At 63.1% G+C, this 18,273-nt stretch carries 19 protein-coding genes; 13 read left to right on the forward strand and 6 right to left on the reverse strand.

The window, feature by feature from the left end; genetic code table 11:
- Nucleotides 1-142 precede the first annotated feature (142 nt).
- The gene (locus tag V5E97_RS19920) at nucleotides 143-742 is read right to left on the reverse strand and encodes an FHA domain-containing protein (protein WP_406701028.1); all 600 of its coding nucleotides are present in this window, start codon (nucleotides 740-742) and stop codon (nucleotides 143-145) included.
- A gap of 255 nt (nucleotides 743-997) precedes the next feature.
- Between V5E97_RS19920 and V5E97_RS19925 the strand changes: the two genes are divergently transcribed.
- Both V5E97_RS19925 and V5E97_RS19930 read left to right on the forward strand, forming a co-directional pair.
- Complete coding sequence (locus V5E97_RS19925; protein WP_406701029.1) at nucleotides 998-1,897, forward strand: sugar phosphate isomerase/epimerase family protein; 900 nt, start codon at nucleotides 998-1,000, stop codon at nucleotides 1,895-1,897.
- A 228-nt stretch (nucleotides 1,898-2,125) separates the two neighbouring features.
- The gene (locus V5E97_RS19930; RefSeq protein ID WP_406701030.1) at nucleotides 2,126-2,983 is read left to right on the forward strand and encodes an alpha/beta hydrolase; all 858 of its coding nucleotides are present in this window, start codon (nucleotides 2,126-2,128) and stop codon (nucleotides 2,981-2,983) included.
- Nucleotides 2,984-3,015: 32 nt separating this feature from the next.
- Here V5E97_RS19930 and dprA read toward each other — a convergent pair whose 3' ends face one another.
- Nucleotides 3,016-4,125: a DNA-processing protein DprA gene (dprA, locus tag V5E97_RS19935; protein ID WP_406701031.1), complete on the reverse strand. Its 1,110-nt coding sequence runs from the start codon at nucleotides 4,123-4,125 to the stop codon at nucleotides 3,016-3,018.
- 348 nt (nucleotides 4,126-4,473) lie between these two features.
- Here dprA and V5E97_RS19940 point away from each other — a divergent pair, with 348 nt between their 5' ends.
- Nucleotides 4,474-5,523, forward strand: coding sequence for a coiled-coil domain-containing protein (locus V5E97_RS19940; RefSeq protein WP_406701032.1), 1,050 nt, complete (start codon nucleotides 4,474-4,476; stop codon nucleotides 5,521-5,523).
- 193 nt (nucleotides 5,524-5,716) lie between these two features.
- On the opposite strand, the gene aroB is transcribed toward V5E97_RS19940, so the two are convergent.
- Nucleotides 5,717-6,811, reverse strand: coding sequence for a 3-dehydroquinate synthase (aroB, locus tag V5E97_RS19945; protein WP_406701187.1), 1,095 nt, complete (start codon nucleotides 6,809-6,811; stop codon nucleotides 5,717-5,719).
- A gap of 216 nt (nucleotides 6,812-7,027) precedes the next feature.
- Here aroB and V5E97_RS19950 point away from each other — a divergent pair, with 216 nt between their 5' ends.
- The 10 genes from V5E97_RS19950 to coaD all read left to right on the forward strand — a co-directional run bounded on the left by V5E97_RS19950 (nucleotide 7,028) and on the right by coaD (nucleotide 15,836).
- Nucleotides 7,028-8,098: a site-2 protease family protein gene (locus V5E97_RS19950; protein WP_406701033.1), complete on the forward strand. Its 1,071-nt coding sequence runs from the start codon at nucleotides 7,028-7,030 to the stop codon at nucleotides 8,096-8,098.
- Between the two features lie 16 nt (nucleotides 8,099-8,114).
- Complete coding sequence (locus V5E97_RS19955) at nucleotides 8,115-8,924, forward strand: homocysteine S-methyltransferase family protein (RefSeq protein ID WP_406701034.1); 810 nt, start codon at nucleotides 8,115-8,117, stop codon at nucleotides 8,922-8,924.
- 27 nt (nucleotides 8,925-8,951) lie between these two features.
- Complete coding sequence (locus V5E97_RS19960; RefSeq protein ID WP_406701035.1) at nucleotides 8,952-9,392, forward strand: YkgJ family cysteine cluster protein; 441 nt, start codon at nucleotides 8,952-8,954, stop codon at nucleotides 9,390-9,392.
- A 20-nt stretch (nucleotides 9,393-9,412) separates the two neighbouring features.
- Complete coding sequence (locus tag V5E97_RS19965; RefSeq protein WP_406701036.1) at nucleotides 9,413-9,973, forward strand: HYExAFE family protein; 561 nt, start codon at nucleotides 9,413-9,415, stop codon at nucleotides 9,971-9,973.
- Nucleotides 9,970-10,176 (forward strand): hypothetical protein, encoded by a 207-nt coding sequence (locus V5E97_RS19970; RefSeq protein ID WP_406701037.1) that lies wholly within the window; start codon nucleotides 9,970-9,972, stop codon nucleotides 10,174-10,176. Before V5E97_RS19965 ends, V5E97_RS19970 begins: the two co-directional genes overlap by 4 nt.
- A gap of 210 nt (nucleotides 10,177-10,386) precedes the next feature.
- Nucleotides 10,387-11,370, forward strand: coding sequence for a biotin synthase BioB (gene bioB / locus V5E97_RS19975; protein ID WP_406701038.1), 984 nt, complete (start codon nucleotides 10,387-10,389; stop codon nucleotides 11,368-11,370).
- 176 nt (nucleotides 11,371-11,546) lie between these two features.
- On the forward strand, nucleotides 11,547-12,860 hold the full coding sequence (locus V5E97_RS19980) for a beta-ketoacyl-[acyl-carrier-protein] synthase family protein (RefSeq protein ID WP_406701039.1): 1,314 nt from the start codon (nucleotides 11,547-11,549) through the stop codon (nucleotides 12,858-12,860).
- Complete coding sequence (gene bioF, locus V5E97_RS19985; protein ID WP_406701040.1) at nucleotides 12,853-14,013, forward strand: 8-amino-7-oxononanoate synthase; 1,161 nt, start codon at nucleotides 12,853-12,855, stop codon at nucleotides 14,011-14,013. The genes V5E97_RS19980 and bioF overlap by 8 nt, the downstream gene beginning before the upstream one ends.
- 105 nt (nucleotides 14,014-14,118) lie before the next feature.
- Nucleotides 14,119-15,267, forward strand: a complete 1,149-nt coding sequence (locus V5E97_RS19990) for an aminotransferase class V-fold PLP-dependent enzyme (RefSeq protein ID WP_406701041.1) — start codon at nucleotides 14,119-14,121, stop codon at nucleotides 15,265-15,267.
- 50 nt (nucleotides 15,268-15,317) lie between these two features.
- Nucleotides 15,318-15,836: a pantetheine-phosphate adenylyltransferase gene (coaD, locus tag V5E97_RS19995; protein ID WP_406701042.1), complete on the forward strand. Its 519-nt coding sequence runs from the start codon at nucleotides 15,318-15,320 to the stop codon at nucleotides 15,834-15,836.
- Nucleotides 15,837-15,865: 29 nt separating this feature from the next.
- Here coaD and V5E97_RS20000 read toward each other — a convergent pair whose 3' ends face one another.
- The 3 genes from V5E97_RS20000 to V5E97_RS20010 form a co-directional block, all read right to left on the reverse strand.
- On the reverse strand, nucleotides 15,866-16,558 hold the full coding sequence (locus V5E97_RS20000) for a J domain-containing protein (protein ID WP_406701043.1): 693 nt from the start codon (nucleotides 16,556-16,558) through the stop codon (nucleotides 15,866-15,868).
- Between the two features lie 155 nt (nucleotides 16,559-16,713).
- The gene (locus V5E97_RS20005) at nucleotides 16,714-17,778 is read right to left on the reverse strand and encodes a protein arginine kinase (protein WP_406701044.1); all 1,065 of its coding nucleotides are present in this window, start codon (nucleotides 17,776-17,778) and stop codon (nucleotides 16,714-16,716) included.
- Nucleotides 17,775-18,260 (reverse strand): UvrB/UvrC motif-containing protein, encoded by a 486-nt coding sequence (locus V5E97_RS20010; protein WP_406701045.1) that lies wholly within the window; start codon nucleotides 18,258-18,260, stop codon nucleotides 17,775-17,777. Before V5E97_RS20010 ends, V5E97_RS20005 begins: the two co-directional genes overlap by 4 nt.
- Nucleotides 18,261-18,273 lie beyond the last annotated feature (13 nt).

The following is an 18,273-nucleotide window of genomic DNA, read 5'->3' on the forward strand; positions in this document are numbered from 1 at the left end:
ACCTTAAACCCACGGCCAGCCGTGACGGGTCGGTCGGCGGGTGGGTCGGCCCGCCGATCGCGGAAAATTCTGAGTTATTAGACGAGCGACCCGCGGAAAGCAGGCTCAATTCCGATCCGCCTCTGGAATTCCCATTCGAAAATCAGGGCTTCAACTCATCAACGTCTTCCTGGATCAACTTCAGGAAGTCGTCGTCGTTGGCTTCAATAATCGGCGTGGGAGCGATCTTGAAGTCCTCGGGAAGTGCGTCATCAAAGTCGGCTTCGTCGGCCGAGACCCGCTCGATCACCTCGGGAGCATGGGTCGATCGACTCCGATGCTTCGGTTTGTTGTCATCGGTATCGAGGCCGGCCAGTTCCATCAGCGAATGCCGCTTTTTGGTCTCCGAGATTTCTTCATCCAGGAGTTGATCCTTGCTGAAGATGCCGACGGGGCCACCTGGTTCGTAATCGATCGTGAAAAAATGAGTGGCGATGCCCAATTCATCATCGGGCATGATGCTGTGTTCGCTCGCGATCTGCGACCCGTTGACGGTCGTCCCGTTGGTGCTGCCGAGATCGCGTATGTGCCAAACGCTGTTCACGAGGCGCAACACGCAGTGCTTGCCTGAGACATTGGTGAAATCGAGGCAGATATCGCACGAGGCCCGGCGGCCGACGACGACTTCGGCCTTGTGCAGGGGGATTGGATCGCCGCCGCCCGTGGGCGTCAAAATCCCGAGCACCTTGGTGTCGGACGTCATGGAGGGTCCTCCCATCGACGTTGACAGAGAATGAGGCTAAATGGGAACGAATGAGCCTTCATGGTATCCAGGTCGACCATGTTCGCTCAAGTGCGACCAACGATCCGCGTCGATCACGAGATCAAATCTAGGTCAGGGTCTGGAACCTGGCCTCCCCTTCGGATAGCTTCGGGCCAAGCTGGCACAAGAAGTTGGGGTGTCTCGGGAGCAGCGTGTGGCCACCCGAGTGCTCCACAATTCGACGGGGAACCGACCATGCGATCGGACATTTCGCGAGACCTGACGCGGCGCGAGCTTCTGGCGGCCGGTCTGGCCGCGGCCGGTGCTCTTGCTCTTCGCACACCTGTGAACGCCGCCCCCAGTGCCGCCAACGAGGCTTACGGCCCATTCAAGTTGGGACTTCAAAGCTACTCCCTTCGGGGCTACATGGCAAAAGGAAAGCCCGACGTCGAAAAGGCGTTGTCGATCACCAAGGACCTGGGACTGCACTACTGGGAAGCCTATCCCGCGCATCTCCCCACCACGTCGTCGGCCGACGAGATCGCCAGATACAAGAAGCTGACCGCGGCCCACGAGGTCTCGGTTATTGGTTATGGCGTCATCCCATTCACCAAAGACCACGAAGCCAACCGAAAAGCCTTTGAGTTCGCCAAGGCCATGGGATTTGGCTACCTGTCCGCGGATCCGTCGCTCGATAGTTTCGACAGCCTCGACAAACTGGTCGAGGAGTACGGAGTGGGGGTCGGCATCCACAACCACGGTCCGGGACATCACTATGCCTTGATCGACACGATTGCCAAGGTGATCAAAGATCACCACCCCAAAATTGGCTGCTGCATCGACACCGGCCACTTCCTCCGCTCGAACGAAGACCCCGTCCGCGCCGCCGAGGTCTTCGGCAAGCGGATTTTTGGCGTTCACCTGAAAGACGTCAAGGAAAACAAGGCGGCCACGGACGTCAAGGACAGGATGAAGTTCACCGTGCTCGGCCACGGCGACCTGAAAACAGCGGAACTGCTCAAAGTCCTCGCCGGGCTCAACTACCAGTACTGCCTGGCACTCGAGTACGAAGAAAACGTCCTGAACCCGATCGAAGACCTTCGCGCCTGCTTGAACGCTGTCCGTGAGGCAGCCAGCACGCTCAAGAAGAGTTAATCTCGCCGCTCATCAACGGCTTCCACGTGCGTCCTGGCTCCACGAACGGGAGGGGCCAGGACCACTTGGGGCGACTCGCCTTTGAGCGAGACTGCGCCACATAGAGGATCCGCAACTGAACAAGTCGCGCCCTGTCGCCGAAAATAAGAATGGGGCTTGAGGAGAAAGAGGGCCACGGACCTGCTTGAGTCCTTCTGGTCGATACCGCCCCGTCAGCGAGAACGCCCGATGATGACAACCCAATCACCGCCGCGCGACGTGGTGATCCCGACCCCCGACGGACTGTCGCTTCGAGGTTGGCACTGGACCCGGCCCAACCCACGCGGAATCCTGGTCATCGCCCACGGTTTCGGAGAACACGGCGGTTGCTACCGCCATGTCGCCGACGCATTAGGACCCGCGTTGGAGCTCGATATTCTCTCGCCCGACCTCCGCGGGCACGGCCGCAGCCCCGGGCCCCGGGGAGTTGTGAGCCGTTACGAAGACCTCATCTCTGACCTCTACGCCGCCGTCGTCTGGGCGCGGCAGGTCCAGCCTGGTCTGCCGACTTACATTCTCGGCCATTCCAATGGAGGCCAACTCACGCTCCGGCTGGCGCTCGAACCCGATGCCGCTCTGGACGGAGTGGTCGTAATCAACCCATCGATCAAGCTCGCGACTCATGTCGCCTACCACAAACTCTTGATCGGGCGGTTCCTCCGTCAATTCGCTCCGAGCGTCACCCTCGGCGCAAAGTTGAACACTGAGATCCTCACAAGCGATCCCGCGATGAAGCGTGAGCATCAGACGGACCCACTCCGACACAGCCGGATCAGTGCCCCGCTCTTCTTCGGAATGGTGGAAGGGGGGCAACTTTTGGCTGAACACGCGGGGGAGTTCACGCTCCCGCTCCTGATGATTCTTGGTGGCCTCGACCAGGTCATCGCTCCCGAGCCTTCTCGCCTCGTGTTTGAACGAATCGCCAGTGACGACAAGACGTTGCTGATGTACCCCAAGATGCTCCACGAGCCCTTGAACGAGGTGGGACGCGAGCAAGTGTTCGCCGATATCATTTCGTGGCTCAGCCCACGCCTCGACCGGCCGTAATCGATCGCCGATGGGAGTCGAGTCACGGGCCGTCAGGCGCGGACGAACTGGTGCCCGGGAAGCCGACGCACCAACCGCCTCATCTCGAGGACGCTCAGCGTGGCGAGCACCTGCGACGCCACCAGCCCGGTCCGGCCGATCAATTCATCCACGGCGGTGGGGCGGTCATCGAGCTGGCCCAAGAGGGACCGTTCCAGCTCGGAGAGAGTCAGCTCGGCGGGGTGCCGAACCGGAGTCTCCTCCGACGACGGGCGCACCTCACGCACCAAGGGGCCTAGTTCCTCGAGGATATCGTCGACGGTCTCGACGAGCCGTGCTCCGTCCCGGATCAGGCGGTGGCAGCCGTGACTGGAAAGGCTGTCGACCGGCCCCGGAACGGCGAAGACGTCACGGTTCTGTTCCATCGCGTGGTGCGCTGTGGAGAGCGAACCACTCCGTGGAGTCGCCTCGATCACGACGACGCCCAGACAGAGTCCCGAAATAATGCGATTTCGCTGAGGAAAAAGGCCGGCCAGCGGCCCCTGCCCCATCGGCATTTCGCTGATCACCGCGCCGGAGGCGGCGATTTGAGCCGCCAGGTCCTCGTGCTCGGGCGGGTAGACCTGACCGAGGCCGTTGGCCATGACGGCAAGTGTTCGTCCCCCAGCCTTGATCGCTCCGCGGTGCGCCGCCGCGTCGATCCCCCGGGCCAGTCCCGAAACCACCGTAATCCCGACCCTGGCCAGCGAGGCGCCCAGACGTTCGGCCACCCGCAGCCCATAGGGGGTGCATTTCCGCGAGCCCACCAAGGCGATGGCCAGCGGATCGCGTGGTTCGTAGGATCCCTTGATGTAGAGCAGAAATGGAGGGTCGGGGATATCTTGCAACGGAGGAGGATAGAGGGGATTCTGCGCGGTCACCACCTGAACGCCCGCGCGATGACAGCGCTCCAGTTCGGCTCCCGCATCATGGTCGCGGCGGGCCGTTGCGATCCGCTCGGCGATCTTGGGGCCGATCCCCTGCACCTCGCGCAGGGTCGAGACCGAGGCCTCGAGCACCCCGCGCGCCGTTCCGAATCGCTCGAGAAGCTGTCGACTCGTGTGCGGTCCCACTCCCGCGACCATCGTCAGGCAGACCAAGTCGCGAAGGTCCGAGTCGGTCATGGAAATTCGGCCTCGCGCCGGGGGGTCAGTCTTTGGAGGATTCACGGCCCAATCGTAGCGAGCAAGCGACTGTCCGAATAGACATGTCCCCTGGCTCGATACGTCGCCCTTCTCGCCTCAGTTGACGTTCGGCGATTTCCCGATCGCCCATGACTCGTTGGGGGAGATCCCCTGCCTTCGAAGTTCAACCTGACCGGCTCATCAGAGATCAGAGTTGGCGATCTGGATCGTCCGAATTCCGCGCCTGGTTAAATATTCATGCATGTCGTACGAGTTTATCGAGGGCTGCTCGGCACGTGACATCGTGCGTCCCTCGGTGCAACGCAATCCAACATTCAAGGGGAATCGATGGCGACACGAGAGGAAGCCAGCGGGAGGAAGTCGCGAAGGGGGTGGATCGGCCTGGTTGCGCTCCTGATCGCACTCATGTTCGTCCCCCTGGTCTGGCTGCTGATGCCCAGAAGATTCCTCGGCGAGACGCTACCAAGCCCCAACGGCTACGACGACCTGATTGCCGCCGGCAGGTTGGTCACGGGCGACATTGGGAAGGTCGCCGACCTCGATAAGGCGAATACGAACGACCTGCGTGCGCTCGTCGAGGTGAACAGCGACGCGCTGGCTCGGGCGCAAATCGGCCTCGGACGGAAGTCGGCCGTGCCCCTGGCGAAGTCGCCCTCAGTTGAGGCCCATCTCGAAGGCTTCAACACGCTACGGTCGCTCGGCCGGCTGCTCGCGGCCGAGGCCGCACTGAGGGAGCATGAGGGGCGCACGGCCGACGCGGCCAAACTCTACTTTGGAGTGATCCTGTACGGCCGAGCGATGTCCACCGGCGGCCTCATTCACGAGAGGTTGGCTGCTGGTGCAATCCAGTACGCCGGGATCCGGGGTTTGAACCGTTTGGCCCCGACCCTTTCGGCCGAAGAATCCCGACGGCTCGCCAGGGAGGTTGAGCGACTCGACCGCGCCCGCGAGCCGCTGGACCATGTGTTCAACCGCGATCAGGAGTTCCACCTCGCGCGACGCGGCCTGTCGATGCAGATCGGCCACGCCATCTATCGCAAGCAAATGCAGGCGATGCTCATGCCCACCAAGGCAGCGGCCAAGCAGTCCGACCGGCTTAATCAGACTGAATTACGGCTGCTCGCCGCAACGCTCGCATTGCGAGCCTATCGCCTCGACCACCCCGATGAGCCGGTGCCCCCCAGCCTCGATGCACTCGTACCCACCTACCTCGAGGCTATCCCCTTCGACCCGTTCTCCCAGGGGCCCATGACGTTCAAAGCTCAAGGCGATGTCGTACGAATTTACAGCGTGGGCCCAAACGGACGCGACGATGGCGGAATCGCATCACCGTCCAGGAACTCGTTCGTTGGGGATCTGCTTCTGGAATCGCCCTGAATGCGGCGGATCGAGCGGCTTCGGGGCAGGCTTTGACTCGCAAAGGACGGTGTGGCCCCACTTGAGATCGTGCGTGAGAAGCCAGACGGACTCTTGTAAGGTGATACGGCCACCCCGACTTCCAATCTTCTTGCCAGAAGTCCTGGTTGGCCGTGCCCACCCAACAAGACATCGTCACGCCCCCCCCCGTTGTTTAGGCGACGGTGAGCACCTCGCGCACGTCGGACTCGGAAGGGAGATCGGTCAGTTCGACGAGTCCGATCGTTCGGGGCAGCACAAAGCGGATCTTCCCCTTCTGATTTTTCTTGTCGCGAGTCATCGCTTCGATCAAAGAATTCTGATTGAGTTCGGGGGCTGACACCGGGAGGCCATACCTCTTGACGAGCGCTTCGACGCGTGCCGACGTCGCCGAGTCGATCCATCCGAGGTTTTCCGCAAGCCGGGATTCAATCACCATGCCCACAGCGACGGCCTCACCGTGGTGGTAATGCCCGCCGTACCCAGCGACCGATTCGATCGCGTGGGCCACCGTATGGCCAAAGTTGAGCACGGCTCGGAGGCCGGTTTCCTCCCGTTCGTCCTTGGAGACAACGTCGGCCTTGAGCTGACAACTGTGAGCGACGATATGGCGGACTACCGCGGGTTCGCGGGCCAGGATCGCATCGACCGATTGCTCCAGGAATGAGAAGAAGTCGGCGTCGAGGATCACTCCGTATTTGATGACCTCGGCCAGTCCGCAACGATACTCACGGTCGGACAAGGTCTGAAGGCTCTCCGTGTCGATCCAGACTCCGACCGGCTGGTGAAAAGCGCCAATAATATTTTTGGCCCGGGGGTGGTTGACCCCCACCTTCCCGCCGACGGAACTATCGACCTGGGCCAGCAAGGTGGTCGGGACCATGAGCAAGGGGAGACCGCGGGCATAGCTCGCCGCGACAAAACCGGCCAGGTCGCCGATCACTCCGCCTCCCAGAGCGACCACCACCGTGTGGCGGTCCGCTCGGATTCTCACCAATTCATCAAAAAGGTCGGCGGCGCAGTCAAGCGACTTGGTGGACTCGCCAGGAGGCATCACCGCCAGCGAAGTCGCAATTCCAAGGCTCTCCAACGCCGCGCGGAAGGGAGCTTCGAGCGGCGCGACGTTCCGGTCGGTCACCAGTAGCGCTCGCCGGCACGACCGGCCCGCCCAGGTCGCGTCCAGGGCCGAGCGAGCGAAGGCCGCGAACGAGTCTTGCCGCCCGCTGACAACTTGGACCACGTACGAGCGCGGGCCAAGCTCCACGAGCACTCGCGATTCCGGCTCGATCGAAATTGATGAAGAGGGCACGTCGTGGTTTCCTTCACCGGTCCAAGGGTTGCAAGTCTATCACCCTGAATCGTCAGGATGATCGCCGTCTGTGGACGCCCGGTTGCGTTGCGGGTTGACTCGCCGGCTGCTACAGTATAATCCAGGTGATGTGGAAGGAACGTCCATCCCCCGTCCGCAACCCGGTCTGGGTGGCCAATGATGACCGACCCCTTGATTTGGGCGCCAATCAACCTGGGCCGTTGGCTTGGAACCCAGGTACGCCTGCACATATTCCTGGTCGTCTTTGTTGTCGCTGTCCTTCTCAACGCCCTCATCGCACAGGAGCCGCGTTTTCTTGCGACGGCGGCCTGGGTCTCGCTCCTCTTGGTGGCGCTTGCCATTCACGAGGTTGCGCACGCGGTGACGGCCTCATGGACCGGCGGCGAACCTCCCGAGGAAATCCAGCTCTGGCCACTGGGCAACATGGTCTGCCAGCCGAGCCTCACCCGATCGCCCGACTCGATTCTGGTGGTACTGGCCGGTCCGCTGGCGAACGCCTCCATGGCGATTCTGACCGCCCTGATCCTCGCCATTTTCAATGCGCAGTTCGTCTGGAATCCGTTTGGCAATGCCAACGATTCCGGGGCGCCGCTGCTGCTCGCCACCAATCTCCGTGTGCTCCCGTTCACACCGTTATGGTGGCTCGGTTGGTTTGGCTATCTGAATTACGTCATGATGATCGTCAACCTGATCCCCGCCCTCCCCTTCGACGGCGGCCGGTTGTTTCGATTGTTTTTGGCCAATTCCTCGGTCAACCACGCAAGAGACGGTTATTACGGTCTGTGGACGGCCCATACCTGCGCGGCCCTCTTGGTGGTCATCGGCGTGATTCGGCTCGTCTCAGCGCACCCCGATGGCGTTCTCCTGATCTCGCTGGCGATTCCGATCGAGCTCATCGTTCGCTCGGAGGTCAGGCTGATGGATGACGGAGGCTACTTCGAAGACGGCGTTTTCGGTTACGATTTTTCCGAGGGCTATACCAGCCTGGAGGCGAACGCAGCCAAGGTCCGCCCCTACCGAGAGAGTGCGATCAAGCGGTGGAGGAGACGTCGTTCCGAACTTCGCCGACAGCGAAGACAGGCCCGTGAAGCCGCCGAAGAGCGCCGGATGGATGAGATCCTCGAGAAGCTTCATCGCGAAGGCCGACACGCCCTGACCGATGAAGAACACCGGTTCCTGGTTCGTGTCAGCGTCAAGTATCGCAACCGGCCCAAGACGCATGACTGACCGGTTCCGCACAGCCATGGCACGCGGCCCCCTGCTGCTCGACGCCGCGATGGGCACGCGGCTGGTGGAACGAGGTCTCCAACTCACTGAAGACGACCCCGCCCTCTGGAACCTCGCCCGGCCCGAAGTCGTCGCCGAGATCCATCGCCGTGATATCGAGGCCGGCGCTCAGGTCCTGCTGACCAACACTTTTGGCGCGAACCGCAAATGGCTCAGCCGGTTCGGCCGGGCCGCTGACTTCACGGCGATCAACCGACAGGCCGTGGAACTGGCCCAACTCGAAGCAGGTCCAACCGGCTTCGTGGTCGGTTCGATCGGCCCGATCGCGGCCGACGAGCCGGGTGCCTACCGCGATCAGGCCGAGATCCTGGTCGATGCCGGAGTCGACGGCTTGATCTTTGAGACCCACCGACTCGATCAGGCCGTGATCGCACTCGAGCGGGTGGCTCCAGCCTTGTCCGTCCCACTTCTGATCAGCCTGTTTGCCTGGCCCGAGCCCACCGACGAGGCCGTGCACCGACTCGCCGACCTTGGCGCCTCGGCCGTTGGCCTGAACTGCGTGGTCGGCATGAAATCGGCCCGGCAAATCGCCGAGTCCCTGAGACGTGCCACCATGCTCCCGCTGATCGTCAAACCGAGCGCCGGGTTCCCTGGAGAAGCGATGGCGAGTCCCGAATCGTTCGCCCTGGAGGCGGCCGCACTCCTGGCCCTGGCGCCGGTCATGGTCGGCGGCTGTTGCGGGTCCAGCGAGTCGCATGTGGTCGCCTTGCGAGCGGCCTGGTATCATCAAGGGGCGTCGGGGAGTCGAACCGACGACTGCCGTTGAGTGGATTTGCGAAGAGGCTGAGAAGCCGTGAAGAAGAATAAAGTCCGCCGGGAGGATGTGGTTCCCGGCGCCTGTCTCTGCGACCACTGCTCCGGCAAGTGCTGCCGGTACTTCACCGTCCCGCTCGACGTCCCCGCAACCTGGGACGATTACGACGCGATTCGTTGGTATCTGGCCCACGGACAGACCCTGGTCTACGTCGAAAAAGGGGACTGGTACATCGTCGTGATGAGCAAGTGCAAGTACCTGGCCCCGGACAATCGCTGCCGGATCTATCTCAATCGCCCGAAGGTCTGCCAGAACTACACGGTCGACGAGTGCGAGTACGATACCGATTGGACCTTCGAGAAAGTCTTTGAGACCCCTGAGCAGTTGTGGGAGTATGCCGAGGCCGTCCTGCCGCCGCGGCGCCGAGCGAGTAAGTCGAACGCAGGTGGGCCCTTGCTGCCAATCGTGACGCTGAACTGAACCGGACGTCCGAGACCTCGATGGCCAATCGCTCCAACCATTACGAGGCGGCGTTCGAGGCCTACATCCGGTCGATCCGGATCCCCTGCGTGGCCGTGGATGAGGCCAAGCGCGCCTTTTTCGGGGACGGGGGGGTGAAGAATCCGGACTTTTTATTGTATCCTCGATGTGGCCCCAACCTCGTGGTCGAAGTGAAAGGCAAGCGCGGCAAGAACGCGAAAGGTCGAAGGCCCTGGGAAAACTGGGTCACCACCGACGATCTCAGCGGCTTGACGAGTTGGCAGGAAATGTTCGGACCAGGCTTTCGAGCGATCCTGACCTTCGCGTATGCCGAGCCGCTGCAACCTTTCCCTTTGCCGAGAGAGAATGGCGCCTTCGAGTTTCGGGGGCTGGACTATCGCTTCTGGGCCGTTGGGCTGGACGATTACATCGCCAACCTGCGATCCCGGGGACCGGCCTGGAAGGCGGTGGCCATGGCCCGCGCCGCGTTCCGACGCCGAGTGCGCCCCTTGCACGAATGGCTCCCGATGACGATCGAGGCTCCCAGGCGACCCAAACCACTCAAGGAGCGTGACCGATGATCCGATTCTCCCGCATGTGCGCCACGCTCTTTCTGGCAGCCACCTTCGGTCTTGCCGTGGCTCCGCTGCCGGCCGCGGCTCAGGAACCGGCCGCCGAAGGTGCGGAAGGGGAAGCGTCCGGCCGCCCGGTCGATGGTTACATCGGTACGGCGATCCTCGCGTTCCTGGCCCTGTTCGTCGTTGGTAAGTCGGCCCGCCGTTAAGAGACGATCTCAGTAGCCTGATATCATTGACGCACTTCACGAAAAGGGAGTGCCCGTCAAGCCGGATACCACAGGTGGCGTGCTCGAGCCTACGCGAGAACGCCTTGGCCTGTGGCCGTCGGGGCACCCGAGTTCACCGGTTCAAAGCGGCCTACTGAGATAAGTTCTCGTCGTCACGTCTGCTTCGATGACCCCTGGATCCTTTGAACGATGCCGGTCACCAATCCTTCCCTGTCGCGCGCCGAAGTCGCGGAGATCTACCGGACCCCGGTCCTTGACCTGATCTTTCGGGCCGCGGAGGTCCACCGCAAGCACCATGACCCCTCGCACGTGCAGGTCTGCGTGCTCCTCTCGGTGAAGACGGGGGGTTGCCCCGAGGATTGCGGCTACTGTCCGCAAGCCGCCCGTTACACCACGGCCGTCGAGAAACAGCCGTTGATGGCCGTCGGCGACGTCCTGACCGCCGCACGCCGCGCCAAGGACGAGGGCGCGACCCGGTTCTGCATCGGGGCCGCCTGGCGCGAGGTGCGTGACAACGCCCAGTTCGACCAGGTCCTCGAAATGGTCCGCGGCATCAAGACGCTCGAGATGGAGGCTTGCTGCACCCTCGGAATGCTCAGCGAAGACCAAGCGCGACGGTTGAAAGAGGCGGGCCTCGACGCCTACAACCACAACCTCGACAGCTCGCAGGAATTCTACGACCGGATCATCTCGACCCGGACCTATGAAGATCGCCTGGAGACGCTCGGGCATGTCCGTGAGGCGGGGATCTCGGTCTGCTGCGGCGGAATCGTCGGGATGGGCGAGACCGAGGATGATCGGATCGGACTGCTCCACACCTTGGCCACGCTTCCCGAGCCTCCCGAATCGGTACCGGTGAATGCCTTGGTCGCCGTCGAGGGAACGCCCCTGGCCGACCGGCCTCGGGTCGATATCTGGGAGATGGTCCGCACCATCGCCACCGCCCGGATCTTGATGCCCGAGTCGATGGTCCGACTCTCGGCCGGCCGGGTCGATATGAGCGAGACCGACCAGGCGCTCTGCTTCCTCGCCGGGGCCAACTCGATCTTCGCGGGCGATAAGCTTCTGACCACCCCCAATCCCAAGGTCGACCGCGACCGAATCCTCTTCGAACGACTCGGATTGACCCCAAGGCCTCTCGAAGTCACAGCCGACCAGGTTCACGCCGGCTAAATCGAAGCGTGGATCTCTTCACTGGCCGTCGCTTTTGTCGGGTGGGCACGGCCCACCCGACAGAAGACAGAAGATGGCGAGTTGGGATCACCCCGCAAGAGTCGGCCGCACTGCTCTTACTTTGATTTGGTTATCCGTGCTCGGCTCCTGAGCCTGGGCCCGCGGGGCGTCCTTCCGTGTCTCCAAGCTTATCTCCGAGCGCAGCCAAGGTCGTCGTCACCGGCATCGGCCTGTGGACCGGCCTGGGTGTCGATCGTGAATCGACTTGGAACGCAATCCGAGCGGGAGAGACTGCGGCGAGGGCACTTAGCGACGAGCTCTCGGGGCCGGGCCGTCGAGACGTGGGATGCCCGCTCCTGCTGGAGGAAGGTCACACTGTCGGTTCCGACGGACGGACCCTCTCGATCGTCGCACGCACGGCTGCAGAGGCACTTGCCGACGCCGGGCTGACCACGAGCGACCAGACTCAACCGGGGGCCCTGACAGTCGCCTCCGACCGGGTCGCCACGTTGATCGGCCTGAGCAAGGGCTGTATGCAGAACCTGGACAGGCTCGCTCGGGCGGGTCACGATCCGGCCATGATCGCAGACGGCCCCTCCCATTCCTGGATCTGGGAACACCTGTGTTGGCCCAACGCAGGCGCGAGCCTGATCGCCGCGCGGTATGACTTGCTCGGCCCTTGCCTGGCCCCAGTCGCAGCCTGCGCCACGGGTCTGGTCGCTGTACTCCAGGGGGCGGAACTGATCCGCCGCGGTGTCTGCGACGTTGCGCTCGCCGGCAGTGCCGATGCCTCACTCCAACCACTGCTGCTGGGTGCCTTTCGGAGAATGGGGGTCCTGGCCCGCTCCGACGGCGATCCCAGTCGAGTGGCTCGCCCCTGGGACCGATCGCGATCTGGGTTCATCGTCGGTGAGGGAGGAGCCGTCCTCGTTCTGGAGCGAGAGGAACACGCCCGCGCACGGGGCATTCTCCCCTATGTCGAGGTGGCTGGCGGAGCGCTGGGCGCAGACGCATTCCACGAAACGACGATGAACCCCGACCCTGCCGGCCTGGCGGCCTTGATCGGGCGGGCGCTCACGCACTCGGGGATCTCGGCCTCGGAGCTCGACCACATCAATGTTCACGGCACGGCCACCCGAGTGAACGACCCGATCGAATGCCGGGCGATCCGGCTTGCCCTCGGGCACGACGCCAACCGAGTCGCCTGCTCGGCCAACAAGAGCCAGATCGGCCACCTGCTCGGAGCAGCGGGGGCCGCGGAACTGGCGATCACCTGCCTGGCCATGCGCGACGGCTTCGTTCCGCCCACCCTGAACCTTGACGATCCCGACCCGGCCTGCGACCTCGACGGCACACCCCACACCGGTCGCTCGACGCCGATTCGATCCGCGCTCAAACTGTCGATCGGGTTCGGGGGCCACCTTGCAGCGGCCCTGCTCCGACAGCCTGACGCCCCCTTCCGAACGCCAAGGAAGCCACCGCATGGCTGATCCACTCGCCTGGATCGACGCCGAATCGGACGCGTGGAGCGCGCGTGGGCTCGCCCGACGCCTCGTGCCTCACGGCCCTGCCACGCCCGGCAAGCAAGAGCGTGAGGGGCGTTGGCTCGTGAACTTCGGCTCCAACGACTACCTCGGTTTGGCGGCTGATCCTCGGGTCATCGCCGCCGCGGTACGGACCGCCGCGGAACAAGGCTGGGGGGCGGGCGCCTCTCCCCTGGTGACTGGTTGGAGCGACGCCCACCAACTCCTGAGCGCGGATCTGGCCCAGTTCGAGCAGACCGAGGCGGTCGCCCTGTTCCCCTCCGGCTTCGCCGCGAACCTGGGCACCATCACCGCCTTGGTCGGCCCCCAGGATGCCGTCTATCTCGATCGCCTCAACCACGCCTGCCTGATCGACGGCGCCCGGCTCGCAGGTGCCCGGCTTCGGGTCTATCCCCATAACGATACAACCCGCCTCAGCTCAATCCTGGAACGGGACCGCGGGCGGTTTCGCCGTTCCTTGATCGCCACCGATGGCGTCTTCAGCATGGATGGCGACCTCGCTCCCTTGGCCGACCTCGCCGACCTCGCCGATCGGTTCGAGGCGATGCTGCTCGTCGACGAAGCACACGGAACCGGCGTGTTTGGTCCTGACGGCCGCGGCTCTGCCGCCGCTTGCGGCGTGGCCGAGCGCGTTTCCATCCGGGTGGGCACGCTCTCGAAGGCCCTCGGCTCGGTGGGAGGGTTCGTCGCTGGTTCGCAACGACTCATCGACTGGCTCATCAATCGGGCTCGGCCTCTCGTCTATTCGACGGCCCTGCCCCCCCCGGCCGCAGCCGCCGCGAGCCAGGCACTGGCCATCGCCCGGGCGGAACCGTGGCGTCGGGAACGGCTCCATGCCATGAGCGCCAGGCTCCGGCAAGCGCTCACGGCCAGCGGCCTTGATGTCGGCGGATCGGCCGGTCCCATCGTGCCTGTCCTGATCGGCCCGCCACAGCAGACTCTGGAATTGGCCGAGCGACTTCACGACCGGGGGTTTCTCGTCCCCGCGATCCGGCCTCCGACCGTTCCTGAAGGAACCGCTCGGCTCCGGATCGGCCTCTCCGCCGCGCACGACGATCAGGCGCTCTCAGGGTTGATCGACGCGATAACACGCTCTTGAACGTCGATCCGCAAAGCGAGTCGGGGATGGTGCCACCACCCGCCGGTCGTTAGGCTGATCGTGAGTTTCCACCAGGTCGACCGGATCGTTCGGAGGCAACAACCGTTGGATTGGGAATCCCTGAGAGCGACCGAGTTCCCCATCACCGAGCGATGGGCCTACTTCGACCACGCGGCGGTGGCGCCCATTCCGCGGCGAGCGGGCAACGTCCTGCGATCGTGGGCCGAGGACCAGGAACAGAACGGAGTGATCCACTGGCTTGACTGGGAACGCAAGCTCGGGACGGCGCGCCGCCAGGTGGCCGAGTTGCTCAATGCCGACGTTGACGAGATCGCGTTCATCGGTAGCACCACCCACGGCATTGGGCTGATCGCCGAAGGTTTCCCCTGGCGTGAAGGGGACAGTGTCGTCACCGCCGCCGAGGAATACCCTTCGAACATTTACCCTTGGATGAATCTGGCGAGTCGAGGCGTGGAGTTGCGAACCGTTCCGAGCCGTGATGGTCGGGTCTGGGCGCGCGACCTGGCGGCGGCGATCGACGGCACAACCCGGCTCTTGACCATCAGCCACGTCGAGTTTGCCTCGGGTTTCCGGAACGACATCGACGCCCTCGCCGAGATCTGCAAGGCACGAGGCGTCGCCTTCTTCGTCGACGCGATTCAAGGACTCGGGCCCTTGGTCATCGACGTGAAACGAACACCGATCGACTTCCTCGCGGCCGACGGCCACAAGTGGCTCCTCGGACCAGAGGGCGCGGGCCTGCTCTTCGTCCGTCGCGAGTGGATCGACCGGCTTCGTCCCCTGGGTGTCGGCTGGCATAGCGTGGTGAGCTCATTCAACACCCCCGGATTCAATTTCACTTTGAAACCGAGCGCGGAACGATGGGAAGGGGGCTCGTTTAACATGCCAGGCCTTCAGGCTTTCGGTGCAAGCCTGAGCCTGATCATGGAGCTTGGCAAGGAAGCGGTCTCGCAGCGGATCCTCGATCGGGCCGAGGCCGTCCGAGAGCTGGCCCGATCAGCCGGCTGGCAGGTCTACGGCTCGCCCCGTGCGGAAGACCTATCGGGGATCGTGGCCCTCGAGTGCAAAGACACCGACCCTGACGCGGTCGTTCGGCGGCTTCGCGCCGACGGAATCGCCATGGCCTCCCGCCGGGGACGCCTTCGAATCAGTCCCCATGTTTATACTAATGAGGAGGACCTCGAACGCTTACGGTTGGGGCTCATCTCGAATCGTGGCCATACCGCAGAGTAAGTCAGGACGGGGCCCTGGACTTCATCTCCTTCCTTCAACCCAAGACGATCATGACTCCGCGAACTTCCGACCCGTCGCGAACGGCCGTATTCACCGGAACTTTTGACCCGCTCACACTCGGGCACCTCGACGTGATCCGTCGCGGCCGTTTGCTCTTCGAACACGTGGTCATCGGGATCGGCGTCAACCCGAATAAGGCCTCGCTATTCAGCATCGACGAGCGTGTCGCCCTGGCGCGAGAGATCGTTGCGTCATTCCCGAACGTTTCGGTCGAGTCGTTCGAGGAGCTGACCGTTCAGTTCGTCCGACGGATTGGCGCGCGGGTGATTTTGCGCGGAGTTCGCACACTGTCCGACATGGAATATGAGTTCGGGATGTCCTTGACGAACAACCGGCTCGACCCATTCGTCGAGACCGTCTTCCTCATGGCCGACGGAGAATACTCACACGTCTCGAGCTCGCTCATCAAACAGATCGCACGCTACGGTGGAGCGGCCTCGCTGGGCCGCTTTGTTCCTGAACAGATCATCGCCCCGATCATGGCCAAAATGCAGAGGCAGATCGACTGAGTCACGACCATCGAGCTTCGCGACCGTGATTATTTCCAGACGCGAGGGACCAGCAGATCCCGATCCCACTTCTGGATCACGAAGCCATAATTCGTGAGCATTCCGTGCAGTAACCGATAGGCCTCTACCGCTTTTTCGGCCGTGGAATAGCCCAGCCAGCCGGTAAAGGAATCGTCATTGATCCGGATTCGCGACGTGTCAACCGTCGTCTTGGAGCACATTGCTTCGAAGACGCCGACCAGTTGAGTGAGGACTTGCTCAGCCTCCGCACTCTCTATCGGTTCGCGCGCGAACGAGGGGTCGGGCCACTTGAAGTTGAGCGAACAGCTCAGGGAATGCTCGTCGCCCGTCGTGTCCTGAAACAGTGAGAGCGGATCGGGCTCGTAGCGCACCCAGAGTTTCTCGACACCAACCCGTCTCTTGGGATCGAGCGGCCGGTTTGGGTCACCGGCTGGCTCAGGCTGGTGCTCGTTCGTTTCGGGCCGGGGCGAGCGGAACTGTGATTCCGCCTCATTCACCGTTCGGCTGGCCAGTTCCAGCCGCGCGGTGCTCAAAATTTCATATGCCTGAGAGACAATCCGGAAAGCCCAGTCGGCCCCCCCAGCGTCCGGGTGATGCTTCTTGGCTTGCCGTCGGTAAGCGTCGCGGATCTCCTGCAGCGTCGCGTCGGTTGAGACGTCCAGGATGACGTGCGGCTCAATTTGAAAGCTGAATGCGATCACACCTATACCCCGGGAAGTCGACCCTTCGACGATTCTACGAAGACACTACGGGCTTCGCGAAACGAGCCATCCGCGAGCGGGCCCGGCTCAGGGAGTTTAGGTCATAGCCCCGGGGTAGAGTCAAAGAAACGATCCGTTCGGCACGGAGCGGTCGCTCATTCGGGTTCAACGTGCCTGCCGTTGGACAACCGGCTCCGGAGGTACGAAGCACGGGCGACGTTCCGCTCTTCCACACCAAGTTCCGTGCCTTGGATTTTCTGGAGATAGGCGGGCTGGGTCTGAATGAAGAGTTCGTTGACGGTGGCGATCTCCAGGTCGTCGATGAGCCCGAGGTTGATCCCCATCCGTACGCTTGACAGGAGGAGCATCGTCTCTTCGCTCGAGATGGTGTGCGCCGTCTTGAGGACACCGTAGGCGCGACTGACCTGGTCGTGGAGGTGTTGCCGGCGTTCATTCATGAGAACCTGGCGTGCGGTCCTCTCGTACTGAATGACTTGCGGGACGACATCGGTGAGGATCCGGATCAACTCCAGTTCGCTCTTGCCGAGGGTCTGCTGGTTCGAGATCTGGTAGAAGTCGCCGAACGCCTGGGTCCCTTCGCCGTAGAGGCCGCGGACCGCCAGGTTGATTTTCTGGAGCGCCCGGAAGACCTTATCGATCTGCTTGGTCTGGACCAGGGCGGGGAGATGAAGCATCACGCCGACCCGGATCCCGGTCCCGACGTTCGTCGGACAGGCGGTGAGATAGCCGAGTTGGGCGCTGTAGGCGTAGGCGAGATACTCTTCGAGTTGGTCATCGAGCCGGTTGATCCGATCCCAGACCTCGTGAAGCGAGAGCCCCGAGAGCATGACCTGGATCCGCAGGTGGTCTTCCTCATTGACCATGATCGAGATATTTTCCAGCGGTCCGATCGCGACGCCCCGCGCTCCCTCGCCGTTGGCGAGTTCGCGTGAGACGAGCTGGCGTTCGACGAGGAACTGGCGGTCGAGCGATGTCATGTTGTTGACATCGAAGTAAGCCAGATCGAGGCCGGCGGTGCTCATGCACGCCTTGAAGTTCGCCTCGATCTCGGTCTTCTCGCCCCGGCTTGCGCGGTTGCTGAAGGGAAAGTCGGCTAGATTGCGCGCCAGTCGAATGCGCGAGCACATGACGATATCGCTTTCGGGGCCTGTGCCACGAAGCCACTCGCCGGAGTTTCTCGTCAAGTCATCCAGATTCATGCGTCGGCGTCCTTGGGGCGGAGCTGGTCGCGCAGTCGCGCGGCCAGCTCATAATCTTCGCGGGCGATCGCGTCTCGCAATTGGGTCCGGAGCCGGAGCCGCTCGCTCTCAGCCGGACGCCTCCGCGCCACCTTGCCCACATGCCGCGTCGCACCGTGCGTACGGCTGATCAAGGGGAGCAGGCCCCGCGCGAACACGCGATAGTCGTGGGGACATCCAAGCCGGCCTTTGGCTCGGAATTCCATGAACTTTAGGCCACAATCGGGACAAGTCAGACTGGCGAGCTCGCCCACCAGCTCGCCCACATTCGTCACAATCAGGCTCTGAATGACTGCATCGAGCGCCAGGCTCGGAGCCGACTCGGGCAAAGCCACGCCCGCTTCTCGGGCGCAAGCGACGCACAGGTGTAGTTCGCGACGTTGGCCATTGACCGTCTCGGTCAGATGGACCGTCGCTTCGTCCTGACAGTGCTGACACGTCATGAGTCGACCATCC

It is taken from the genome of Singulisphaera photorubra (genome assembly GCF_045290345.1).
Classification (GTDB): Bacteria; Planctomycetota; Planctomycetia; order Isosphaerales; family Isosphaeraceae; genus Singulisphaera.